The organism is Janthinobacterium sp. EB271-G4-7A (assembly GCF_020858075.1).
Taxonomy (GTDB): domain Bacteria; phylum Pseudomonadota; class Gammaproteobacteria; order Burkholderiales; family Burkholderiaceae_D; genus Janthinobacterium; species Janthinobacterium lividum.
The window spans coordinates 2,758,569-2,779,883 of the sequence record NZ_JACYMI010000001.1; the positions used below are offsets into that span (position 1 = coordinate 2,758,569).

The 21,315-nt window shown below is 61.4% G+C and carries 14 protein-coding genes; 5 read left to right on the top strand and 9 right to left on the bottom strand.

All coding sequences use genetic code 11. The features are described 5' to 3' along the window. Positions 1–346: 346 nt before the first annotated feature. The gene (locus tag IGS58_RS12475; protein ID WP_230521545.1) at positions 347–1,243 is read right to left on the bottom strand and encodes a LysR family transcriptional regulator; all 897 of its coding nucleotides are present in this window, start codon (positions 1,241–1,243) and stop codon (positions 347–349) included. A 146-nt stretch (positions 1,244–1,389) separates the two neighbouring features. Between IGS58_RS12475 and IGS58_RS12480 the strand changes: the two genes are divergently transcribed. Next, the gene (locus IGS58_RS12480; protein ID WP_230521546.1) at positions 1,390–2,142 is read left to right on the top strand and encodes an SDR family oxidoreductase; all 753 of its coding nucleotides are present in this window, start codon (positions 1,390–1,392) and stop codon (positions 2,140–2,142) included. A 160-nt stretch (positions 2,143–2,302) separates the two neighbouring features. Further along, complete coding sequence (locus tag IGS58_RS12485) at positions 2,303–3,004, top strand: glutathione S-transferase family protein (protein ID WP_230521547.1); 702 nt, start codon at positions 2,303–2,305, stop codon at positions 3,002–3,004. Positions 3,005–3,506: 502 nt separating this feature from the next. Here the strand turns inward: IGS58_RS12485 and IGS58_RS12490 are convergent. From IGS58_RS12490 to IGS58_RS12500, 3 genes are all read right to left on the bottom strand, one after another. After that, positions 3,507–4,058, bottom strand: coding sequence for an HAD family hydrolase (locus tag IGS58_RS12490; protein ID WP_230521548.1), 552 nt, complete (start codon positions 4,056–4,058; stop codon positions 3,507–3,509). A 538-nt stretch (positions 4,059–4,596) separates the two neighbouring features. Beyond that, positions 4,597–5,118 (bottom strand): demethoxyubiquinone hydroxylase family protein, encoded by a 522-nt coding sequence (locus tag IGS58_RS12495; protein ID WP_230521549.1) that lies wholly within the window; start codon positions 5,116–5,118, stop codon positions 4,597–4,599. 12 nt (positions 5,119–5,130) lie between these two features. Continuing rightward, positions 5,131–6,045 (bottom strand): alpha/beta hydrolase, encoded by a 915-nt coding sequence (locus tag IGS58_RS12500; RefSeq protein ID WP_230521550.1) that lies wholly within the window; start codon positions 6,043–6,045, stop codon positions 5,131–5,133. A 140-nt stretch (positions 6,046–6,185) separates the two neighbouring features. On the opposite strand from IGS58_RS12500, the gene IGS58_RS12505 reads away from it, so the two are divergent. Next, complete coding sequence (locus IGS58_RS12505) at positions 6,186–9,386, top strand: PAS domain-containing protein (protein WP_230521551.1); 3,201 nt, start codon at positions 6,186–6,188, stop codon at positions 9,384–9,386. A 4-nt stretch (positions 9,387–9,390) separates the two neighbouring features. Here IGS58_RS12505 and IGS58_RS12510 read toward each other — a convergent pair whose 3' ends face one another. The 4 genes from IGS58_RS12510 to IGS58_RS12525 are packed head-to-tail and all read right to left on the bottom strand — an operon-like array spanning position 9,391 to position 17,890. After that, complete coding sequence (locus IGS58_RS12510) at positions 9,391–12,276, bottom strand: hybrid sensor histidine kinase/response regulator (RefSeq protein WP_230521552.1); 2,886 nt, start codon at positions 12,274–12,276, stop codon at positions 9,391–9,393. 7 nt (positions 12,277–12,283) lie between these two features. Continuing rightward, entirely contained in the window at positions 12,284–13,474 is a 1,191-nt protein-coding gene (locus IGS58_RS12515) for a hybrid sensor histidine kinase/response regulator (protein WP_230521553.1), read from the bottom strand. Next, positions 13,471–14,349 (bottom strand): CheR family methyltransferase, encoded by an 879-nt coding sequence (locus IGS58_RS12520; protein WP_083299652.1) that lies wholly within the window; start codon positions 14,347–14,349, stop codon positions 13,471–13,473. The genes IGS58_RS12515 and IGS58_RS12520 overlap by 4 nt, the downstream gene beginning before the upstream one ends. A 55-nt stretch (positions 14,350–14,404) precedes the next feature. Then, the gene (locus IGS58_RS12525; RefSeq protein ID WP_230521554.1) at positions 14,405–17,890 is read right to left on the bottom strand and encodes a response regulator; all 3,486 of its coding nucleotides are present in this window, start codon (positions 17,888–17,890) and stop codon (positions 14,405–14,407) included. Positions 17,891–18,174: 284 nt separating this feature from the next. On the opposite strand from IGS58_RS12525, the gene IGS58_RS12530 reads away from it, so the two are divergent. After that, a complete protein-coding gene (locus IGS58_RS12530) occupies positions 18,175–18,627 on the top strand; it encodes an Hsp20/alpha crystallin family protein (RefSeq protein WP_070279897.1) in 453 nt (150 codons plus the stop codon). 103 nt (positions 18,628–18,730) lie between these two features. On the opposite strand, the gene IGS58_RS12535 is transcribed toward IGS58_RS12530, so the two are convergent. Next, a complete protein-coding gene (locus IGS58_RS12535; RefSeq protein WP_070253490.1) occupies positions 18,731–20,077 on the bottom strand; it encodes an MFS transporter in 1,347 nt (448 codons plus the stop codon). 217 nt (positions 20,078–20,294) lie between these two features. On the opposite strand from IGS58_RS12535, the gene cyoA reads away from it, so the two are divergent. Continuing rightward, entirely contained in the window at positions 20,295–21,278 is a 984-nt protein-coding gene (cyoA, locus tag IGS58_RS12540) for a ubiquinol oxidase subunit II (RefSeq protein ID WP_071653323.1), read from the top strand. Positions 21,279–21,315: the final 37 nt, after the last annotated feature.

Consider the following 21,315-nt stretch of genomic DNA (forward strand, 5'->3'; position numbering starts at 1 on the left):
GGGTGTGGTCTTGCTGTCGTTGGCAGTTTGCGGTTGAGGAAGGTCTGCTTTCGCCCCGAAGCGGACATTCACGGCCCTCTCCGTGGCTGGTCCGATATGCCGAAGTGGATGGGGCATGAAAGTGTCATGTCTAGTATTTTGAGTATCCTCACGATCGCCGTTACGCGTCCTCATAACTCGCCGCCGGCTGTCCATTTAAAGATAGCATTGGTAAATATTCCCGTTATGAAGGTCCTTACTTCCTACTCCGACATGGCCGGCCAATCCTCCGCCAAAGCGACGAGCCTGCGCAGCGCATGGCTGGACCTTGAGCTTGCCCTGCATAGTAGCGTTATCGCACAAGAGGCTACTCATGGGGCGCGTTGAGTGCGGGAAGCTTTGAAAACGCTTCGGCGATAAAATCCATGAACACGACTGCACGCGTCGGAAGCAGCCTGTTTGCAACGTAGACGATTTGAACCGGGACAGGAGGGGCAGAGTGTCCCATCAACAGTAACTGCAAATTACCATTCTTGAGCCCTTCCTCAAAAAGCCATTCCGGCCCATGTCCGACCCCTAGTCCCGCATTGACCGCTTCGCGTACGGCCTCCGGTGAGTTGATCCGGAGCCTGCCGGATACCGGTACTTCGGTATCCCGGAAGCGCCATGTAGCACCTGACGATAGCAGGGTGTAGATCACGCAATCATGCCCGCGCAGATCATCGGGCGTGACGGGGACGCCGCGTTTGGCGAGATAGTCCTTGCTGGCGACGAACACGCGCTCGAACAGACCGATGCGCCGCGCGCGTAGTGCACTGTCTTCCAGATGGCCGATCCGAATCGCCAGTTCAGCGCCTTCATCGACCAGGCTCACATAGCGATCATTGATCTGGAGATCGAGCGACAACCCAGGATAGCGTTCCAGGAAGGCGGGGACATGCGGCAACACGAATGCATGGGCCAGAGCGGTTGGGCAGGCGACGCGCAGCAATCCGGACGGATCGACATTCGCCCTGAAGGACGATTCTGACTCGTCGACGGCGTCAAGGATGCGCCGCACTTCCGCATAATAGCGCTCCCCCTCTGGCGTGAGGGCCAGCTTGCGCGTTGACCGGTGCAGCAGCCGCGTCTGTAGATGCTCTTCCAGTGCCGCCACATAGCGGCTGACGTTAGGCTGCCCCAAGCCCAAGTCGCGGCCGGCAGCGGAAAAGCTGCCAGTCTCCACCGCCCGCGCGAAGCATGTCATCAAAAGAAACCGGTCCAAAGTTACTCCTCGTTCGATTCATGCAATTGGAGCATGAATCATATGCAAATATACGATCTTATCGGATTTCAAGCATGAGCGCATAGTTCTTCCCACGGCAGGTCGGCCAACGTTGGTTGACCATGAATCACCTACAGGAGAATTTTATGTCCCGTTTACAAGGAAAACGCACGCTTATCACCGGCGGCACCAGCGGCATTGGCCTCGAAACAGCCAAGCAGTTCCTCGCCGAAGGCGCACGCGTCATCGTCACCGGCGTCAATCCGGAATCGATCGAGAAGGCCAGGAAAGAACTTGGCGCCGAGGTTCTCGTGCTGCGCGCCGATTCCGCCAGCGTCGCCGCCCAAAAGGAGTTGGCGCACGCCGTCCAGGCACACTATGGCCAGCTCGATATCGCTTTTCTCAACGCAGGCGTATCCGTCTGGACGCCAATCGAAGCGTGGACAGAGGAAATGTTCGATCGATCGTTCGACATCAACGTCAAGGGGCCCTATTTCCTGATCCAGGCGCTGCTGCCAGTGTTCGCGAACCCCGCATCGGTGGTGCTCAACACATCGGTCAGCGCGCACGTCGGCTCGGCGCATTCCTCGGTATATGCCGCGACCAAGGCTGCATTTCTGAACATGTCGAAGACGCTTTCAGGTGAACTGCTTGGGCGCGGCATTCGCGTCAACGCCGTCAGTCCCGGCCCCGTCGAAACGCCGCTGTACGACAAGCTCGGCATCCCGGATGCCTACCGCGATCAGCTCAACAAGGACATTGCCGCAAGCATCCCGTTCGGTCGCTTCGGCACGCCGGATGAAGTGGCCAAGGCGGTGATGTACCTGGCTTCCGACGAGTCCCGGTGGACGGTTGGCTCCGAAATCATCGTTGACGGCGGCCGCATGCTGAACGGCTGAGTGCCGGAGACAGCGGAATGAGAGTTGTCACGTCGACTCTTTCAGCTTGCTTTTGATGTATCACCCTCGGCAGGATTTCTCAACGCCATAAGGGTAAATCAGCCGCGAGGCGCCCGCCTCACGAAAGTGAAGCGGGCTCCACTTTACAAGGAACACTCCAATGCTACAGACGCATTTGACACTCGTAAGCCACCATTTATGCCCTTTCGTTCAGCGTGTTGCCATCATGTTGCACGAAAAAGAGATTTCATTCGAACGAATCAATGTTGATCTTCGCCACAAGCCAGATTGGTTCCTCGCAATCTCTCCAACAGGTAAGGTTCCGCTACTTAAGGTTTCACACGACGACTGGCATGAGGCTATTCTGTTCGAAAGCGTCGCGATCTGTGAATATATCGAAGATGTGCAGCCCCAGCCAGCACTGCGTCCTTCAGATGCGCTAATACGCGCGCAACACCGTGCATGGATTGAGTTCGCATCCGCCACTCTATCGGACGCATGGGGAATTCTAAACGCCACCGACTTTGAAACGGCAAGTGCCAAAGCTGCTGCAATCAGAAAGAAGCTGGAGCGGTTTGAGGCCGATATGTCTGACGGCCCATATTTCGGCGGAACTGACTTTAGCATGGTGGATGTCGCCATTGCCCCAATTTTTCGTTACTTCGACATACTTGGCTTTGAGTCAACACACCCCATTTTTGATGGACTGGAACGGGTGGCTAACTGGCGCCGCGCACTGGCTCAGCGTCCAAGCGTCAAGGCAGCAGTTTCGCAAGACTATGCTACCCGGTTGCTCCAGCATCTACAGGATCAGAAAGCACTGTTGGCAATAAATATTCCTGCTGGCATCGGCCGAACCTAAGCCTGCACCTGCGAACAACGTCCGCTCCTGGCCGTTAGGGGAATTTTGACTCATAGCTCTCGGGTTCCTTGCCGCTATACTCTTTGAAACGACTCAAAATCTCACCACGGGGTAGAGGTATGCCTTGCGCTAGATTCTCAATGTACGGAATCAGCCATATCGACTTCGTAATTTCAAAGTGTTCGCGCCACTTTTGCTCCAAGGCCTCAGTCGCGGCTACCGTGCAACCGGCCGAGCCAAACCCCACTCCCTCGCTAAACGCAATAGGATGTCGAACCGCCTCGAAACAAACATCAATGTCAAAAGGCCACGGATAATTTTCCGCATGGTCTAGCGGCTTGGCGCCGTGCCCGAGATTAAAATACACTGACATAACTTATCAAAATATTCAAGGTGATGAGGCCATCATACTCCCTCTTTTAGCAAAGATGACGTCGTGGCAATGTCTGCTTCTGGCCGGTTGCCGTCGTTGCAAGGTCCCGCCCCATTGCAGACATTCGCTTCAGGCCGTCGTTGACTGCATTTCCGCCATCGCCTTAACGCGTTCGATAACGCCAAGAAGTTCCGTATCACACGGATCACCTGTGAACTCAGTTAGGCAAAGATGCCGCGTGGGTTGTCGCCGGAGCTTTTCGGGACTGTCATCGATCATGATGATCTCGTCTGCGGCATACCCGTGCTTCAACGCCTTGCGCAGATCTTTTATGTACACATAACCGTTACTTTTCGGATCAACCTTCTGAACACACTTTGATACCGCCCATGAAAATGCTACGGGATAGGAAGTTCCAAACAGCTCCTCGGTGACTATCTCGACATAGCGTTCGCTCGATGAAGACCAGACTGCCATATCGAAGTGCGACGCACAGAACCTGATCAGGTCAGATGCAAACGGTCGTACATAGACAAAATATGGGCCAATGCGAAAGGAGTGAGCACAAGGTAAGGCAACCTCAGTCGCATGCACCAAGGTTTCATCTAAGTCGAAGACAATCAGTCGGACCCGCGCCATGTTCTTGCCTTTCGTTGTCCGCTTTTGGCCGTCTGCTGTCATGTTCGGTCAACCCACGCATCTTCGCAACGAACATAAACCACAATTGGAAGGTGTTCCATCGGTTCCGGTTCCGGTATTACGAGATACTCCTCGTCAACTTCATAGTTTAAGGAAGCTTGAATCTCTGTCGCCGCACAGCTTAATGCTTGCAAAGCAGACTCAGGTAAGGCTCCGTCCGTATAGACTCGGAAGCGAACTTTTTGAAACGACGAGTCAAGGTTCAAAGAGATGCTTCTAACCCTCGGAGTGATATGCGTCGTTAGCGCGATTTGGGCGACTGCTCTGAGCTGCAATATTTCTGACATAGTTTCGATTCTATCCGATTGGCTACGTCCGCTGTTGGCCGCTTGCCGCCCGGGCCAATAGTGTCAGTTGAAATGAGAAACGGATAATCTCAGCCGGCAGGTTCGCGGCCTTCATTGAGCATGCGTTCCCTCGCCAATCCACCAGGTACGCAGACCTGTAAATACAACGCGATCTTGTGGCCCTCGATATCATAAGTATTGATACTGGTGCAGATCGTCGTGTTTCGTGATGCTTAAAGGCGCATCCCCAGCCAGATCACCGATTCCGTGGCGCCGGACACCACAGCGCTCAGCATGCGTCCGAACATCCCGCTGCCTTGCGCGTGGATGGATGCCTGGTCGTGATGTTCCTGCTCGTCCCTGAGGATTGCTTTAATGGCGCCAGCCGCATCATCGTCGTCGCTCAACATAGTGAGTTGGTGCCGCAGGTGCTGCAGGACCACCCGTTCGACGGCCACGGTGGTCAGCGAGATTGCGCGCGCACCGCACAGCCCAGTGGCGATGCCCAGCGCATAGCCACCCGCCGCACACAGGGAATAGCTGCGGCAGCGCGGCAAGCCACGGCGTTCGAGAACGTCATGAAATATCGTCCTGTGCTCCTGCTCATGCGCCCTGAAGGCCCGCAGTTCCGGCACGAGATGGCTTGCGGTCAAACGGGCCACGAAGATCTGGCCGGTATAAATGCTGATGGCACCTTGCTCTCCCGCATGGTTTACCTTCATCGCCCGGTTCGAAAACTGCGTATTCGCATGCATTGATCAATTGCCTTATTGGTTCTGATCGCCCGCCATCCCCAGCATCTGCCGAATCACGGGCAAAATCATCCTCCACGCATTCGACGTCGCCGCAATCTCGTCATAATGACTGGCGCCAGGCAAGATCAGCACTTCCGCATGGTCGCCGGCCAGCTTGGCCCTGGCCGCATAGTCGTGCGCGACTCTGGGCGGGGAGATGGTGTCGAGCTCGCCCGTGGCCAGCACGGTGCGGCTGCCGTTGGGGAGCAGGTCGGCGGCGTTGGTGTCGCTGTAGATGTCGGGGCGCTCAGTGCTGGCGCTGCCTGCCAGTTGCGCGATGTCGCGTTCGCAGCTGCTCTTGATCAAGTCTTTCTCGTGGCGCAGGTCGGCCAGGCCACCCAGGCTGACGATGTTTTTTACCGGCAGGTAGGTGTCGCGGTACAGGGGGCTGGTCTTTGGCAGTTTTTCCCGCCCGGCGATCCACTGCACCAGCTGGCCGCCGGCCGAGTGGCCCATGGCGAGGATGCGGCGCGTGTCGATCTGGTATTCGGGCGCGTGCTGCTGCAGGCTGTCCAGGGCCGCGTGCATGTCTTCGTAGGTGCCCGGATAGCCGCCGCCCGGCTCGTCGACGCGGCGGTACTCGACATTCCACACGGCGACGCCTTGCGCCACGAGGGCGCCGGCCACGTTGCGCATCTGCTGGATGCCGCCGAAGGCCACCGTCCAGCAGCCGCCATGCACGAGCACGACGACGGGGAATGGTCCGCTGCCGTCGGGCCGGAACAGCTGCGCGTATTGCGACGGCGCGGGGCCATAGGCGATCTGCGCCGTGGGCGGAGGGCCGTTCAGGGCCAGGTAGTCGTCCAGGCTCATGGGGGCGGCGACGGCGCCGTGGGCGGAGGCGAGCAGGGCGGTGGCGATCAGGGAGGACGGCAAAGAGGTAGGCATGCTGGGATTCGCTTGAGAAGAGAGCAACACTTTAGCATAGGGCCGCGCGGGTGCAGAGATCAAGCGGTGCGCTGTTTTCCTCCTGCAAGAGGGGTGCCCCATGGTATATTTCGGGCATCAGTTTTCCCCTTATCGACACGGTGCACGCAAACAACATTCTTTCCTTGCTGGACGCCGAGCATACTGCGCTGGGCAGCATCGCGGCAGGCGCCAACCTGGCCCATGCATTGGAGCATTTGTTGCAGGCGCTGCAAGACCTGGCCGACGGCGGCGCGCATGCCTGCCTGGTGCTCATCGACGAAGCCGACCGCTTTTGCGGCTTGTCCGCGCCCAGCCTGCCACAAGACCTGTGCCTGGCCTTGCGCCACGGCGGCGACCAGCCATCCCCGTTCGGCACGGCCGCCTTTTCCGGCGCGCCCGTGTATTGCGGCGACATCACGCGCGACGTGAACTGGAGCGCGGGACGCAAGGAAGCCATGCTGCACGGCTACCGCGCCTGCTGGGTCGCCCCCGTGTTTGGCGCCAAGGGGCATATCCTGGGCGTGCTGGGCCTGTTTTTCCAGGCGCCATGCCATCCCACGCAACCCGAGATCGAATTGCTGGCGCTGGCCGCGCGCGTGGCCGCGCATGTCATCGAACGGGGCCAGCTGGAACAATCGCTGCACGACAGCCGCGAACACTTCCATTACGCCATCGAACTGAACACGCAAGTGCTGTGGACGGCCGACGTCGACGGCAAGCTCGATTATGTGGCGCAGCGCTGGCGCGAATGGACGGGCGGCAACGGCCTGGGCACCAGCTGGCTGGACGCCATCCACCCCGAGGACGTGCCCTATTCCCTGGCGGCCTGGAGCGAAGCGGTGGGCAGTGGTCAACCTTTCGACCAGGAAATGCGCGTGCGCCGGCAGGACGGCCAGTACCGCTGGGTGCATTCGCGCGCCTACTGCCGGCTCGACGAGCGGGGCCAGCCCGTGAAGTGGTATGGCTCGTGCGAGGATATCGACGAGCACTGGCAGGCGCGCAATGCCTTGCTCGACAGCGAAGCGCAGTTCCGTTCGCTCGCGTCCACCATGCCCAACCAGGCCTGGCTGGCGCATGGTAGCGGCGCCACCTACTGGGTCAACGAGCAGGTCTGCGAATATACGGGGCAATCGCTGAAGTCGCTGGTCACCAGCGGTTTTCGCCACTGCGTGCATCCGGATGACATGCTGTCCACCCAGCAGAGCTGGGACCGGGCCGTCGCTACCGCCAGCGCCTATGAACACGAGTTCCGCATGCGCCGCGCCAGCGACGGCGCCTACCGCTGGTTCCTGGCGCGCGCCTTGCCCCTGTTCGACGAGGCGGGCACGGTGCTGCGCTGGGTGGGCACGAATACGGACGTGCAGGAACAGAAGAACGTGCTGGAAAAGATGGCTTACCTGAATTCCTCGCTGGAAGTGGAAATGGCCAACCGCACTGCCGACCGCGACCGCATGTGGCGGCTGTCGACCGACATCATGCTGGTGGCGGACCTGGCCGGCATGATCATCGCCGTCAATCCCGCCTGGAGCCAGATCCTGGACCGGCCGGAAATCGAGTCGCTGGGCATGGATTTCATCAGCCTCGTGCATCCCGACGACCGCATGGCCGCCTTGAAGGACTTGTCGCGCCTGGCCCACGGCGCGCCTACCTTGCGCATGGAAAACCGCTACCGGCGCCGCGATGGCGGCTACCGCTGGATTTCCTGGACGGCCGTGCCGGCGCAAAAGCTGATCCACGCCATCGGCCGCGACGTCACCGATGAAAAAGAGGCGCGGCTGGCGCTGGTGCGCAGCGAGCAAGCCTTATTGCAGGCGCAAAAGCTGGAATCGATCGGCAAGCTGACGGGCGGCGTGGCACACGATTTTAATAATGTGCTGCAAATCATTTCCGGCAATCTGCAGCTGCTGAAACTGACGGTGGCCGACAATCCGCAGGCGGCCAGGCGCCTCGCTTCGGCCGCATCGGCCGTCGAGCGGGGCGCCAAGCTGTCGTCGCAACTGCTGGCCTTTGCGCGGCGTCAACCTTTGCGGCCGCTGGTGACGGACCTGGGGCGCTTGCTGCGCCGCATGCATGAGCTGATCCGGCGCGCGCTGGGCGAAGCGATTGCCGAGGAAACCTTCATCAGCGAAGGCTTGTGGCATACCCTGGTCGACCCGAACCAGATGGAAAACGTGCTGCTGAACATGGCCATCAACGCGCGCGACGCGATGCAGAAGGGCGGGCGCCTGACTTTTACCTTGAGTAATGTCACGCTCGATGCCGCCTACGCCAGCCGGCATGCGGACGTGCTGGAGGGGCAATACGTGCTGCTGACCATCACCGACACGGGCCATGGCATGGCGCGCGACGTGATCGACCAGATATTCGAGCCCTTCTTCACCACCAAGCGCGAAGGCGAGGGCACGGGCCTGGGCCTGTCCATGGCCTACGGCTTCATCCGCCAGAGCGCGGGCCACATCAAGGTGCACAGCGCACCGGGCGCCGGCACGACGTTCAAGATTTACCTGCCCCGTTCGCTGGAAACGCTGGCCGAGCCGCCACCAGGCCTGACGGGCCCCGTGCTGGGCGGCAGCGAGACCATCCTCGTGGTGGAAGACGATGCTCCTGTGCAGCATACCGTGGTCGACATGCTGCGCGGCCTCGGCTACGACGTGCTGCATGCGGACGACGGCGCCTCGGCGCTGGCCCTGCTGGGCACAGGCGTGGCCATCGACCTGTTGTTTACAGACGTGGTGATGCCGGGCCCCGTCAGCAGCAAGGAGCTGGCGCAGCAGGCCAAATTGCTGCTGCCGGAGCTGGCCATCTTGTTTACCTCGGGTTACACGCACAATGCCATCATGCAGGGCGGGCGGCTGGACCCGGGCGTGGAGCTGTTGAGCAAGCCCTACCAGCGCGAAGACCTGGCGCGGCGCATCCGCCATTTGCTGGCCGACCGCCGCCTGGTGGGCGCGCCCGACCCGTCCGGGCGGCGCATCCTGCTGGTGGAAGATAATGACGATGCACGCGAAATGACGACGGAAATGCTCAATATGCTGGGTCACACCGTGCACGGCGTGTCCAGCGCGGAGGAAGCCTTGCCCCTGCTGGCCTTGCCGGGCCTGGACGTGCTGGTGACGGACATCAGCCTGCCCACCATGTCCGGCCTGGAACTGGCGCGCCATGCGCGCGCGCACTGGCCGCAGCTGGAAGTGGTATTTGCTTCCGGGCATGATTGGGGCGCCAGCCTGATGCAGGACGCCAGCGCGCGCTTCCTGCGCAAGCCGTTTGGCCTGGAAGAGCTGGCCGGCGCACTGAAGGCGCGCCGGCTCGACGTTTACTAGATGGTTAGTCCGGCGGCAGCAGGGCTTGCTGCAATTGTTCCATGGTAAATGGTTTCACCAGGAAGCGCGCCTGCGGGTCCAGCACGCCGGAATTGGCTGGCGCATGGCCGGTGGAAAACACCACTTCCAGCCGCGGATGGTCGCGCACCGCGACCTCGGCCAGCTCGACGCCCGACATCTGCGGCAGGCTGATATCGGTCAGCAACAGCTCCAGTCCCGGCGTGCCCAGCAGGGGCAAGGCTTCCTCGGCCGTGCCCACGGCCAGCACCGTGTGTCCCAGCATGTCCAGCAGCTCGCCCGTCATGGCGCGCGCGTCCGCATTGTCTTCCACCAACAGGATATGTCGCGCCTCCGATTGCGCGGGCGTGGGAGACTGCGGCGCCAGCTGCGCGCGGTACTGGTGCAGGGCCGTCACGTGGCGGCCATTGGCCAGCAAGTGGCGGATGCGCCGCGCCAGGTCTTCGCGCCGGTAGGGTTTACTCAACAATTCGACGCCCGGTTCCAGCCGGCCTCCCTGCATCATGGCGTCCTGCGTGTAGCCCGAGGTAAACAGCACGGCCAGCTGCGGCAGCAGCGCGCGGGCCTGGCGCGCCAGTGCCGTGCTGGCCACCTTGCCCGGCATCACCACGTCCGTAAACAGCAGGTCGATGGGGACGCCGCTGCCGATGATGGCCAGCGCGCTTTCGCCATCGCTGGCGCGCAGCACGACATAGCCGAGGCCGCGCAGCATGTCCACCACAGTCGTCTGCACCTGCACGTCGTCTTCCACGACAAGGATGGTTTCCTTGCCGCCCAGCACGGGGCCGCCCAGTTGCAGCGGCAGTTCCGTTTCCGCTTCAAGCGAACGCGGCAGATAGATGCGGAAGGTGCTGCCATGGCCCGGTAAACTGTCCACCGTCAGGTGGCCGCCGCTCTGGCGCAGGAAACCGTAGGCCATGGACAGGCCCAGCCCCGTGCCTTCGCCTTCCTTTTTTGTCGTGAAGAATGGTTCGAAAATCTTGTCCAGCAACTCCGCCGGAATGCCCGTGCCCGTGTCCGAGACGGCCAGCTGCACGTAGTCGCCGGGCGTCACGTCCGCATGGCGGGCCGCGTAGTCGTTGCCCAGCACGCAGTTGCTCAGTTCGATGGTCAGCTGGCCCTGGCCATCCATGGCGTCGCGCGCATTGATGGCCAGGTTGAGGATAACGTTTTCCAGCTGGTGCGGGTCGACCAGGGCGCGCCAGCAATTGTCGGCCAGCAGCAAGCGCGTTTCGATGGTCTCACCGGTGGCGCGCCGCAGCAGCTCTTCCGTTGCGCGCAGCAGTTGCGCCAGGTCCGTCACCAGCGGTTTCAATGGCTGGCGCCGCGCAAAGGCCAGCAACTGGGCCGACAGCTTGGCACCCCGTTCCACGGCGGCAGAGGCGCTGGCGATACGCTTGGCGGCCAGCGGGTCGTCGTCCAGGCCCAGCTGCAGCAGTTGCAGATTGCCGGAGATAATTTGCAGGACGTTATTGAAATCATGGGCCACGCCGCCCGTCAGCTTGCCCAGCGCTTCGAGTTTTTGCGATTGCAGCAGGGCCATTTCGCTGTGGCGCAACGATTCCTGCATGCTGTGCAAGGTGTTTTGTGCCTCTTTTTCCAGGGTGACATGGCGCCCGGTGGCAAACACCAGGTCGCCTTCGGGCGCCGCGACCCACGACAGCCAGCGGTGGCCGCCATCGCGGTGCCGGTAGCGGTTTTCAAAGCTGGGCATGGATTCCTTGCCGACCTGCAGCAAGGCCTGGCGCGTGGCGGCGGCGTCCTCGGGCAGCACGAAATCGAAGATGCTGCGGCCCAGCATTTCCTCGGGCAGCCAGCCCAGGATGGCGCCGGCGGCCGGGTTGACGGCGGCGAAGCAGCCTTCGGCATCGATGGCCACCATCAGGTCTTGCGCGCTGCGCCATAGCCGTTCGCGCTCGCTGTTGCGCGCGGCCAGGTCCGCTTCCAGCTTCTTTTCCACCGTGATGTCGCGCGCGCTGCAATACACCTTGTCGCCCTCGGGCACGGCCACCCACGACAGCCAGTGCCAGCCGCCCAGCTTGTGGCGGTAGCGGTTTTCGAAGCGCAAGGCAGGCTGGCCCTGGTTGGCCGCCTCCCAGGCCGCATGCGTGCGCGGCAAGTCTTCGGGATGGATCAGTTCCAGGAACTTTGTCGTGCGGATTTCCTCTGCCGACCAGCCCAGGGTGGCTTGCCAGGCGGGGTTCGAATGTTCGAAATAGCCGTCGAGGTTGAGCACGCCCAGCAAATCGGGGCTGACGTTCCAGGTGCGGCCGAACTCGCGCGTGCGTTCGGCCACCTGCGTTTCCATGCTGGCACTGAGGGTGCGCAGCCGCGCTTCCGCCTGGGCCCGCAAAATGGTCGACCAGACCCGTTCCGACACTTGCACGGCCAGTTCGATTTCGTCCGCATGCCACAGGCGCGCCGTGCGGCTGTGCACGACGAACAGGGCAGCCAGCTGGCCATCCTTGGCAATGGGAATGTTCAGGAAGGCACGGATGCCCAGCCGCGCAAACGTGGCCAGTGCGGCCGGCATGGCCGTGCGCGGGTCGCTTGCCACATCGCTGACGGCCAGCGCCTGGCCCGCGCCGAGTGCCTCGGCCAGGCCTGCCGCGTAATCGCCGAGGAAATACTCGCCGGCGGCGCCCGGCGCCAGGCCATCGCTCCACGCATGCTGGAGGGTGGGGCACTGCAGTGCCTGGTCGATATCGAAACAGGCCACTTGCTGGGCGCCCAGGCGCTGCCCCAGCAGCTGCGCCGACAGGGAAAGGATCTCGCCCGTGTCTTGCAGCAGGCGCAGCCGGCGCTCCAGTTGCAGCAAAAAGGCGACGCCGCTGGCGCCGGCCTGGCTGCTGGTGGCAGGGGAGCTGGTCATGCGGGCCTCAGCTTCCGGCCAGCGGCAGGGTGACGCTGAACAGGGCGCCATTGCCGGGCTGGCTTTGCAGGGTAATGGCGCCGCCGTGCGCATCGACCAGTTGCTTGGTGATGAACAGGCCCAGGCCCAGGCCGCCAGTGCGGTCCTGGTGGATGACGCGTTCGAAGGCATCGAAAATGCGTTCCTGGTCGCGCGCGTTGATGCCGATGCCATGGTCGCGCACTTCGATGACGGCGCTGTTCTGCGTGTGCGCCAGGCTGATTTCCACAGGCTGGCCCTGGCCGTAGCGCACGGCATTGCTGATCAGGTTGACAACAATTTGCTCGACGCGGAAGGCATCCCAGAAACCCTGGATGGGTTCGAAGGCCATCACTTCCAGCACGCTGCCCGTCGTGGCCGCATACGGCGCCAGGTCGTCCGCCACCCGGCGCACGAGGCTGGTCAGGTCGACGGCTTCGCGGCGGATCGACAGCTTGCCGCTGGTGATGCGCGAGACGTCGAGCATGTCGTCGATCAGGCGCACCATGCTGCGGATTTGCCGCCCGTCGCGCGCCACCATCTTGCCCAGCTTTTCCGGTTCAAAGGCGGCCAAGTTGCCCCGTTCCAGGTTGACGGTGCGCATCTGCGTCTCGAGGAATAACGTATTTAATGGGGTGCGCAGTTCGTGCGCCACCATGGACATGAATTCGTCGCGCAGGCGCAGCGAGCGCTGCAGTTCCGCCTGGGTGGCGCGCAATTCCTTCAGCAGCGCTTCCTGCTGCAGGCGGCTGTGCTCGAGCGCCTGCACCTGGCGCCGCGTTTCGCTGCGCTGCTGGTGCAGGGCAACGAACACATTGACCTTGCTTTGCACGGCATTGATGTCGAGCGGCTTGTGCAGGAAATCGACGGCGCCGCTTTCATAGCCCTGGAAGGAAAAATTCATTTCCTTGCCGGCCGCCGTGACGAAGACGATGGGAATGTGGCGCGTTTTTTCCGTGCCGCGCATCAATTGCGCCAGTTCAAAACCATCCATTTCCGGCATTTGCACGTCGAGGATGGCCAGCGCGAAATCGTGCTCCAGCAGCAGGGCCAGCGCTTCTTCGCCCGAGGATGCCTGGTAGACGCTGCGGTCGCTCTCGCGGATCAGCGCATTGAGCGCGCGCAAGTTTTCCGGCAAATCGTCGACGATCAGCAGTTTGGTGCTTGTTTCATTCATCATGTTTCATTCCTGGCATGGCTTTGCCGTCCAGCGTAGTGGGAAGCAGCGTGCGACGGCGCACGCTTGCGGTAGAGCTTTTCGGGACCCGGCAATGGCTCGAAGTCGGCGGCAAAGCGGGTGAAATGCGTGCTTTCCTTGCTGCCCAGGCCCAGGAAACCCCGGTGGCACAGCGAGTCGTGGAACAGGCCCAGGGCCCGTTCCTGCAAGGTTTTGTTGAAGTAAATCAGCACGTTACGGCAGCAAATCAATTGCGTTTCAATAAAAACACTGTCCGTGGACAGGCTGTGGTCGGCAAAGTTGATCCTGTCGAGCAGGTGCTGCTGGAAACGCGCAGTGACATGCTCGACCGTGTAATAGTCGGCCAGCTGGCCCAGGCCGCCGGCGGCCAGGTAGTTGGCGCCATATTCATCGAGCCGGTGCAGCGGATAGACGCCGCGCGCGGCCGTGGCCAGCGCTTGCGGATTGATGTCGGTGGCGTAAATCGTGCTGCGTTCAAGCAAGCCTTCCTCGTGCAGCACGATGGCCAGAGACAGCGCCTCTTCGCCCGTGCAGCAGCCGGCCACCCAGATCGTCGGCGACGGGTAGGTTTTCAGCACGGGCACCACCTGTTCGCGCAAGGCGAGAAAAAACGCCGGGTCGCGGAACATTTGCGTGACCGGTACAGTCAAAATCTGCAGCAGCTTGCCAAAGGCGGCCGCATCGCCGAGCACCAGTTGCTGCAAGGCGGGCAAGTCGGCGCAATGGAAGCGTTCGAGCGCCTGATTCAGGCGGCGCCGCTGCGAGGGCAGCGAGTAGTCGCGAAAATCATAGCTGTAGCGCTGATAGATCGCTTCCATCAGCGCCTGCAGTTGCGCATCCGTGTAACGCAGCGACATCAGTGACGCTCCAATCGATGGCGCAGCAGAGGCCGGTGGCGCAGGCGATGTTGCATCAGATGCGTTCCATCTTCGGCATCCATACGCGCAGCAGCGAATACAGGCGGTCCAGGTCGATCGGCTTGGCCAGGTAATCGGAGGCGCCCGCCTGCAGGCATTCTTCCTGGTCGTTCTTCATGGCCTTGGCCGTGATTGCGATGATGGGCAGCTTGTTGTAGCGGCCGTCGGCGCGTATCAAGCGCGTCGCTTCCAGGCCATCCATGCCCGGCATCATAACATCCATCAACACGAGGTCGATATCGTCCACACTGTTGAGCTTGCTGATGGCTTCGAAGCCGTTGCGGCCGATTTCCACCACCACGCCTTTCTGTTCCAGCGCATTCGTCAGGGCGAAGATATTGCGCACGTCGTCGTCCACCAGCAAAATCTTGCGCCCTTCAAAGACGCGTTCGCGGCTGCGCACCTGCTGCAGCATGCCCTGGCGCTCGCTCGACAGTTCGGACTCCACCTTGTGCAGGAAGAGGGTGACTTCGTCGAGCAGGCGCTCGGGCGAGCGGGCGCCCTTGATGATGATGGAACGCGAATACTTCATCAGGTCCGCTTCTTCTTCGCGGCTCAGATTGCGGCCCGTGTAGACGATGACGGGCGGGAACGAGCACAGCTCTTCATGTTCCATGCGTTCGAGCAATTCGTTGCCCTGGATATCAGGCAGCTTCAAGTCGATGATCATGCAGTCGAAAATCTGCGTTTTCAGCAATTCCAGCGCTTGCTCGCCCAGGGCCACTGCCGTGATTTCCACGTCGTCGTCGCTGATCAGGTGCACCACGCTTTCACGCTGGCGTTCGTCGTCCTCGACCAGCAGGATGCGTTTCATTTTTTGCGTGAATTTCGATTCAAGCTTGCGGAACACTTCCTTCAACTGCTCGCGCGTGCGCGGCTTGGTGGCGTAGCCGATGGCGCCCAGCTGCATGGCTTCCTGGATCTGGTCGTTGCCGGAGACGATGTGCACGGGAATGTGGCGCGTCAGCGGGTTTTCCTTCAGCTGCTGCAAGACCAGCAAGCCCGGACGGTCCGGCAAGCCCATGTCGAGCAGGATGGCGTCGGGCAGGAATTCTTCCGCCAGGCGCAAGCCTTCGTCGGCGCCATGCGCCACCAGGCAGCGGTATTGCATTTCATGCGCGAGGTCGAACAGGATGCCGGCAAACGACGGCTCATCCTCGATCACTAGCACGGAACGCTGGCCGGTCTTGACAGCAGGCACGCTATTCCTGTCATCCTGGAAGGTGGGCAGCGGCACGGGCTTGGCGGCGGGCGCCGCCTTGGGCGCGGCTGCCGCGGCGGCCGCCGCGGGTGCTTGCGGCGCGGCCGTGGCTACTGCCGCCGCTTCCACCGCGCGTTCCGGCATGGCGGCCGGCAGCACGAGGGTAAACGTGCTGCCCTGGCCTGGCGTGCTGGCCAGCTCGATGCTGCCGCCGAGCAAGGTTGCCAGGTCGCGCGAAATCGACAGGCCCAGGCCCGTGCCGCCATAGCGGCGGCTGGTGGTGCCGTCGGCCTGGTGGAAGGCGTCGAAAATCTTGTGCTGCTGGTCGTCGGCGATGCCGATGCCCGTATCCTGCACCTGGAAGCGCACCTGGCCGGCGGCACCGGTGTTCACGTGCAGCGATACCGTGCCCGCATCGGTGAACTTGATGGCGTTCGACAGCAGGTTTTTCAGGATTTGCTCAAGGCGCTGGCGGTCGCTGACGAATGACGGCGGGGCGTCAGGCGCCACCTTGATGTCAAATACCAGTTTCTTTTGCTGCGCCTGGGCACCGAACAGCATCCTCATGCTGCTGAGCAGTTCGTCGAAGGGAACGGCTTCCGGCGTCAGTTCCAGCTTGCCCGCCTCGACCTTGGAAATGTCGAGGATATCGTTGATAAGGGTGAGTAAGTCGTTGCCGGCCGAATAAATGGTTTGCGCGAAGGTCACTTGCTCCGGCGTCAGGTTGCCGCTGGTATTGTCCGACAGCAGTTTCGACAGGATGAGCGAGCTGTTCAGCGGCGTGCGCAGCTCATGCGACATGTTCGCCAGGAATTCGGATTTGTAACGGCTGGCCCGCTGCAGTTCTTCGGCGCGGGCTTCCAGCTGGGCATGCGCCTCACCGATGGCCATGTTTTTCTGGTCCAGCGACAGCGCCTGCACGGCCAGCTGCTCGTTCGACTGCTCCAGCGCCGCCTTTTGCTCTTCCAGGTGGGCTTGCGACTGTTCCAGCACGCGCGACTGCTCGCCCAGCTCTTCATTGGCCGTGCGCAGTTCTTCCTGCTGCACTTCCAGTTCTTCATTCAGTTGCTGCGTTTCTTCCAGCACATTTTGCAGGCGCTGGCGGTACAGGGCCGCTTCCAGCGAGGTGCCGATATTCGCCGCAATCAGGTTCAGCCATTCCTTGGCGCGGGGACTGACGGGATGCGTAAAGCCCAATTCGATGACGCCGTTGACGGCGCCTTCATTGTTGACTGGCGTCAAGACCAGTTCCAGCGGCGTGCCGCGGCCCAGGCTTGACGTCACGGTCAGGTAATCGTCGGGCACCTGCCGTATATGCTTGAGGCGTTTTTCGCGCGCCGTCTCGCCCACCAGGCCTTCGCCCAGCTTGAAGACTTGCTTGTCCTTCACGCCCTGGTCGTTGAAACCGTACACGGCCGTGCGGCGCAGGCTGCCATCCTCGTCGACGACGTACAGGGTGGCGACGGCTACGTCGAGGCGGTGGGCCAGGAAGTCCAGCACATGCCGTCCCAGCTGCGGCAGGCCCAGCTGGCCGCTCGTGTGCGCCGCCAGTTCCGTCTGCCCCGTGCGCAGCCAGGCTTGCTCCTGCAGAACGTCGTTGTCCTTGCTGCGCTGTTCGAGCGCATCGTTGTAGATATCGGACAGGCGCAGCAGTTCGCGCCGTCCCAGATAGGCCAGCAGGCCCGACAATCCCAGGCTGAGGACGAGGAATACGACCACGGCCAGCATGGTGCGGCTTTCGGCCGTATCGGCCCTTTCCTGGCGCAGCCGCTGTTCCATGGACAGGAAAGTGAGGAATTCGCGGCGGATTTCGTCAAATTCCAGCTTGCCTTCACCCTGGCGCACGCGCGCGAGGAATTCCTGGTTGCTGCGGCGCTGGGCGATCACGCCTTCGGCGTAATCGAGCCATTGGCCTTGCAGCGCGCGGATGCGGCGCAAGCGGTCCACCTGGATGGGACTGTCGGATACCAGTTCCAGCAGGGTGGTCATTTCGACGGCGATCTTCGCCTTGCCCGATTTATATGGCGCCAAAAACGTTTCGTCGCCCGTCAGCAGGTAGCCGCGCATGCCTGTTTCCAGGTCGACCGACAACTTCATGACTTCATTGGCATTGCCGATCACCCGTTCGGAATGCTCGACCGAGCGCAGGGCCGAGAGCAGGTAAGCGATGAGGCCGACAAACACGAGGGCCGTGATGACCCCGATGACCAACGGCAAGGTGACATTGCGGGCGAGGATGCGGCGAAAGCTGAAGGAATCGATCGGGGTCTTGGTATTCATCATGTCCGTATAAGGCTGTCGCGAAAAAATCAATTTTAATTGAAATGCAAGCTTTCTGGTGGTCAAGCATAGCGTGCGCTAGCATAACAGCCTTGGGGACAATTTCCGACTTACAAGACTGTGTAAAGCGTGGTAGCGCACGGATGAAAGTCAAGGAAAAATCAAGTTGGCCACGATTGAGACAGATCAACGAGATTGGCTGTTGCCATCCTAAGATGCAGGAGGTGGTGGCGTTCTTGCGGACGGCCGCCGTGTGCAAGCCAGAGCCCATGCAGGAGGACATCATGGCCAATCATTTGATACAGCGCGATGCGCTCAACCCCTTGGGGCGTTTTGACCCGTTCAGCGACATGGAAGACATGATGCGCGACTTCTTGTTGCCCGCCTTGCGCGCGCGCGACGTGGGCAATGGACGCATGCGTGTCGACATTGCCGAAACCGAGCAAGCTTATCTGGTGCAGGCGGACATTCCAGGCGTCAACAAGGAAGACATCAAGGTCTCCATCGACGGCAACCGCGTCTCCATCAGCGCCGAACTCAAGAATGAAAGGGTGACGCGCGACGGCGGAGGCAAGGTCGTGCGCAGTGAACGCGAGTACGGCCAGCAATACCGTAGCTTCGTGCTGCAGCATGAAGTGGACGAGGCCTGCGCGCAGGCCCGCTATGAAAATGGCGTGTTGCTGCTCGACTTGCCGAAGAAGGAAGGCACGGGCGGGCGGCAGCTGGCGATACAGTGACACGGGCCGGGGCATGAAAAAACGCCGGACGGAGCCGGCGTTTTTTTGGAGGGGGCTGGGTGGCAGCGCGCTGCCACCCGGTTTGCCTCTATATATATATATGTCAGTCGCGGATTTCCAGCGCCCGGTTCAGGCTCAGGGCGGCCAGCGAGGCGACGGCGCCTGACAGCAGGTAGAAGCTGACATAGGCGAGGCCGAAGTTGGCCGACAGGCCCAGCGCCACCAGCGGGGCGAAGCCGGCGCCGACCAGCCAGGCCAGGTCGGACGTCAATGCCGCGCCCGTGTAGCGGAAGCGGGCAGGGAAGTTGGCCGTCACGGCGCCGGCTGCCTGGCCGTAGGACAAGCCCAGCAGGCTGAAGCCGACGAGGATGAAGACATCCTGGCCGAAGTTGCCGCCACCCATCAGGGTCGGCACGAAGGCGCTGAAGATGGCGATCAGCACGGCCAGCACGCCCAGGGTGGTGCGGCGGCCCACCTTATCGGCCAGCAAGCCGGAAATCACCACGCCGATGGCAGCCAGCACGGCGCCCATCATTTGCACTTGCAGGAAGTCCGAAGCGGAACGCGTCTGGTAGACGGAAATCCACGACAGCGGGAACACGGTCACCAGGTGGAACAGGGCGTAGCTGGCCAGCGCGGCGAGGGCGCCGATCAGCACGTTGCGGCCCTGGCCGCGGCTCATTTCAAACACGCTCACGGGCTGCAGTTCGCGTTCGTCCAGCAGGCGCGCATATTCATTCGTCGACACCAGGCGCAAGCGGGCAAACAGGGCCACCACGTTGATGGCGAACGCCACATAGAACGGATAGCGCCAGCCCCAGTCGAGGAAGTCTTCATCCGTCAGGGTGGTCAGCATGAACCAGAACAGGCCGGCGGCGATCAGGAAGCCGGCGGGCGCACCCAGCTGGCCCAGCATGGCGTACCAGCCGCGCTTGTTTTCCGGCGCGTTCAGGGCCAGCAGCGATGGCAGGCCATCCCACGAGCCGCCCAGCGCCACGCCCTGGCCGATGCGCAGCACGGACAGCCAGATGATGGCGGCAAAGCCCAGGTGCGAATAGGTTGGCAGGAAGGCGATGCCGGCCGTCGACACGCCCAGCAGGAAGAGGGCGATCGTCAGCTTGGCGCTGCGTCCCATGCGGCGCTGGATCTCCATGAAGATCACGGTGCCGAAGGGGCGGGCGATGAAGGCGAACGAGAAAATCAGGAACGCATATAAGGTACCTTCCAGGCGTTCTTCAAACGGGAAGAAGACGCGCGGAAACACCAGCACCGAGGCGATGGCGTAGACAAAGAAGTCAAAGTATTCGGAAGCGCGGCCGATGATCACGCCGACGGCGATCTCACCAGGGTCGATATGCGATTCGACCGTGCCGGCCCCGCGTGCGTCGCGCAGGGAGTGGGGGGAAAAGTCGGCGGGTACATCCCCGCTGTGTATGCGCGTGCTGGACATGATGATCGTCTCCAATATAGTTTCGAGTTCGGCCAACGCGTAACTTACTCCGGGTGTCTCACGCCCGGAGTAGGACTATTCATCAGGTAGCCGTAGGAAAACTCCGCGTCTACGCAGTGAAAGTCCGAGCAAGGGGTAGGACAAAACGTCCAATTGCCAACGCGCTCCAGTGAGAATACAGTACCATATCTTCATCCCCTGTACTGGACTTTCCTGTATGTTTTCATTAAAAGTTCGTCGCGGACTGCTTCTTTTACCTCTCGCATTGTTGGCTGGTTGCAATACGGTGGTACTGAATGCGTCTGGTGACATCGCAGTTCAGCAAGGCAATTTGATTGTCATCTCGACATTGCTGATGCTGTTGATTATCGTTCCGGTAATCGCCCTGACCCTGCTTTTCGCATGGCGCTATAGAAAAAACAACACCGCGGCCAAATACGAGCCGGACTGGGACCACTCGACTCGCCTCGAGCTGATCATCTGGGGCGCGCCCCTGCTGATCATCATCGTGCTGGGCCTGCTGACCTGGATCAGCACCCACACCCTCGATCCTTATCGTCCGCTGAGCCGTATCGACGCCAACCGTCCGATTCCTGCCAGCCACAAGCCGATGATCGTCGAAGTCGTGGCCCTGGACTGGAAATGGCTGTTCATCTATCCGGAGCAAGGCATCGCTTCCGTGAATGAACTGTACGCGCCCGTCGATCGTCCGATCCGCTTCAAGATCACCGCGTCGTCCGTCATGAACTCGTTCTTCATCCCCGCACTGGCAGGTCAGATCTACGCCATGCCGGGCATGGAAACGCAGTTGAATGCCGTCATCAACAAGCCTGGCGTCTACAAGGGCTTCTCCGCCAACTACAGCGGTGCCGGTTTCTCGGGCATGCGCTTCAAGTTCCACGGCGTCAATGATGCGGACTTCGATAAATGGGTGGCATCGGCACGTGCCGGTGGCGGCGCGCTGAACCGCGACGACTACCTGTCGCTGGCCCAGCCTAGCGAACGCGACCCGGTCCGCCGCTACAGCGCCGTACCTAGCGATCTGTACAAGGCAATCCTGAACCGCACCATCGTTTCCGACGCCCTGTGCGTGACGCCGGTCGAGCCATACAAATTGACGATGGCAAATAGCCCGGTAGCGGCCGTAACGGCAGTAGTCGCTAGCGATGCAGTAGTTGAAAAGGGCGTTCAAGCCAAGTAACGACTGCATGAATCCCGCAGCGCATTGCGCTGCAGAT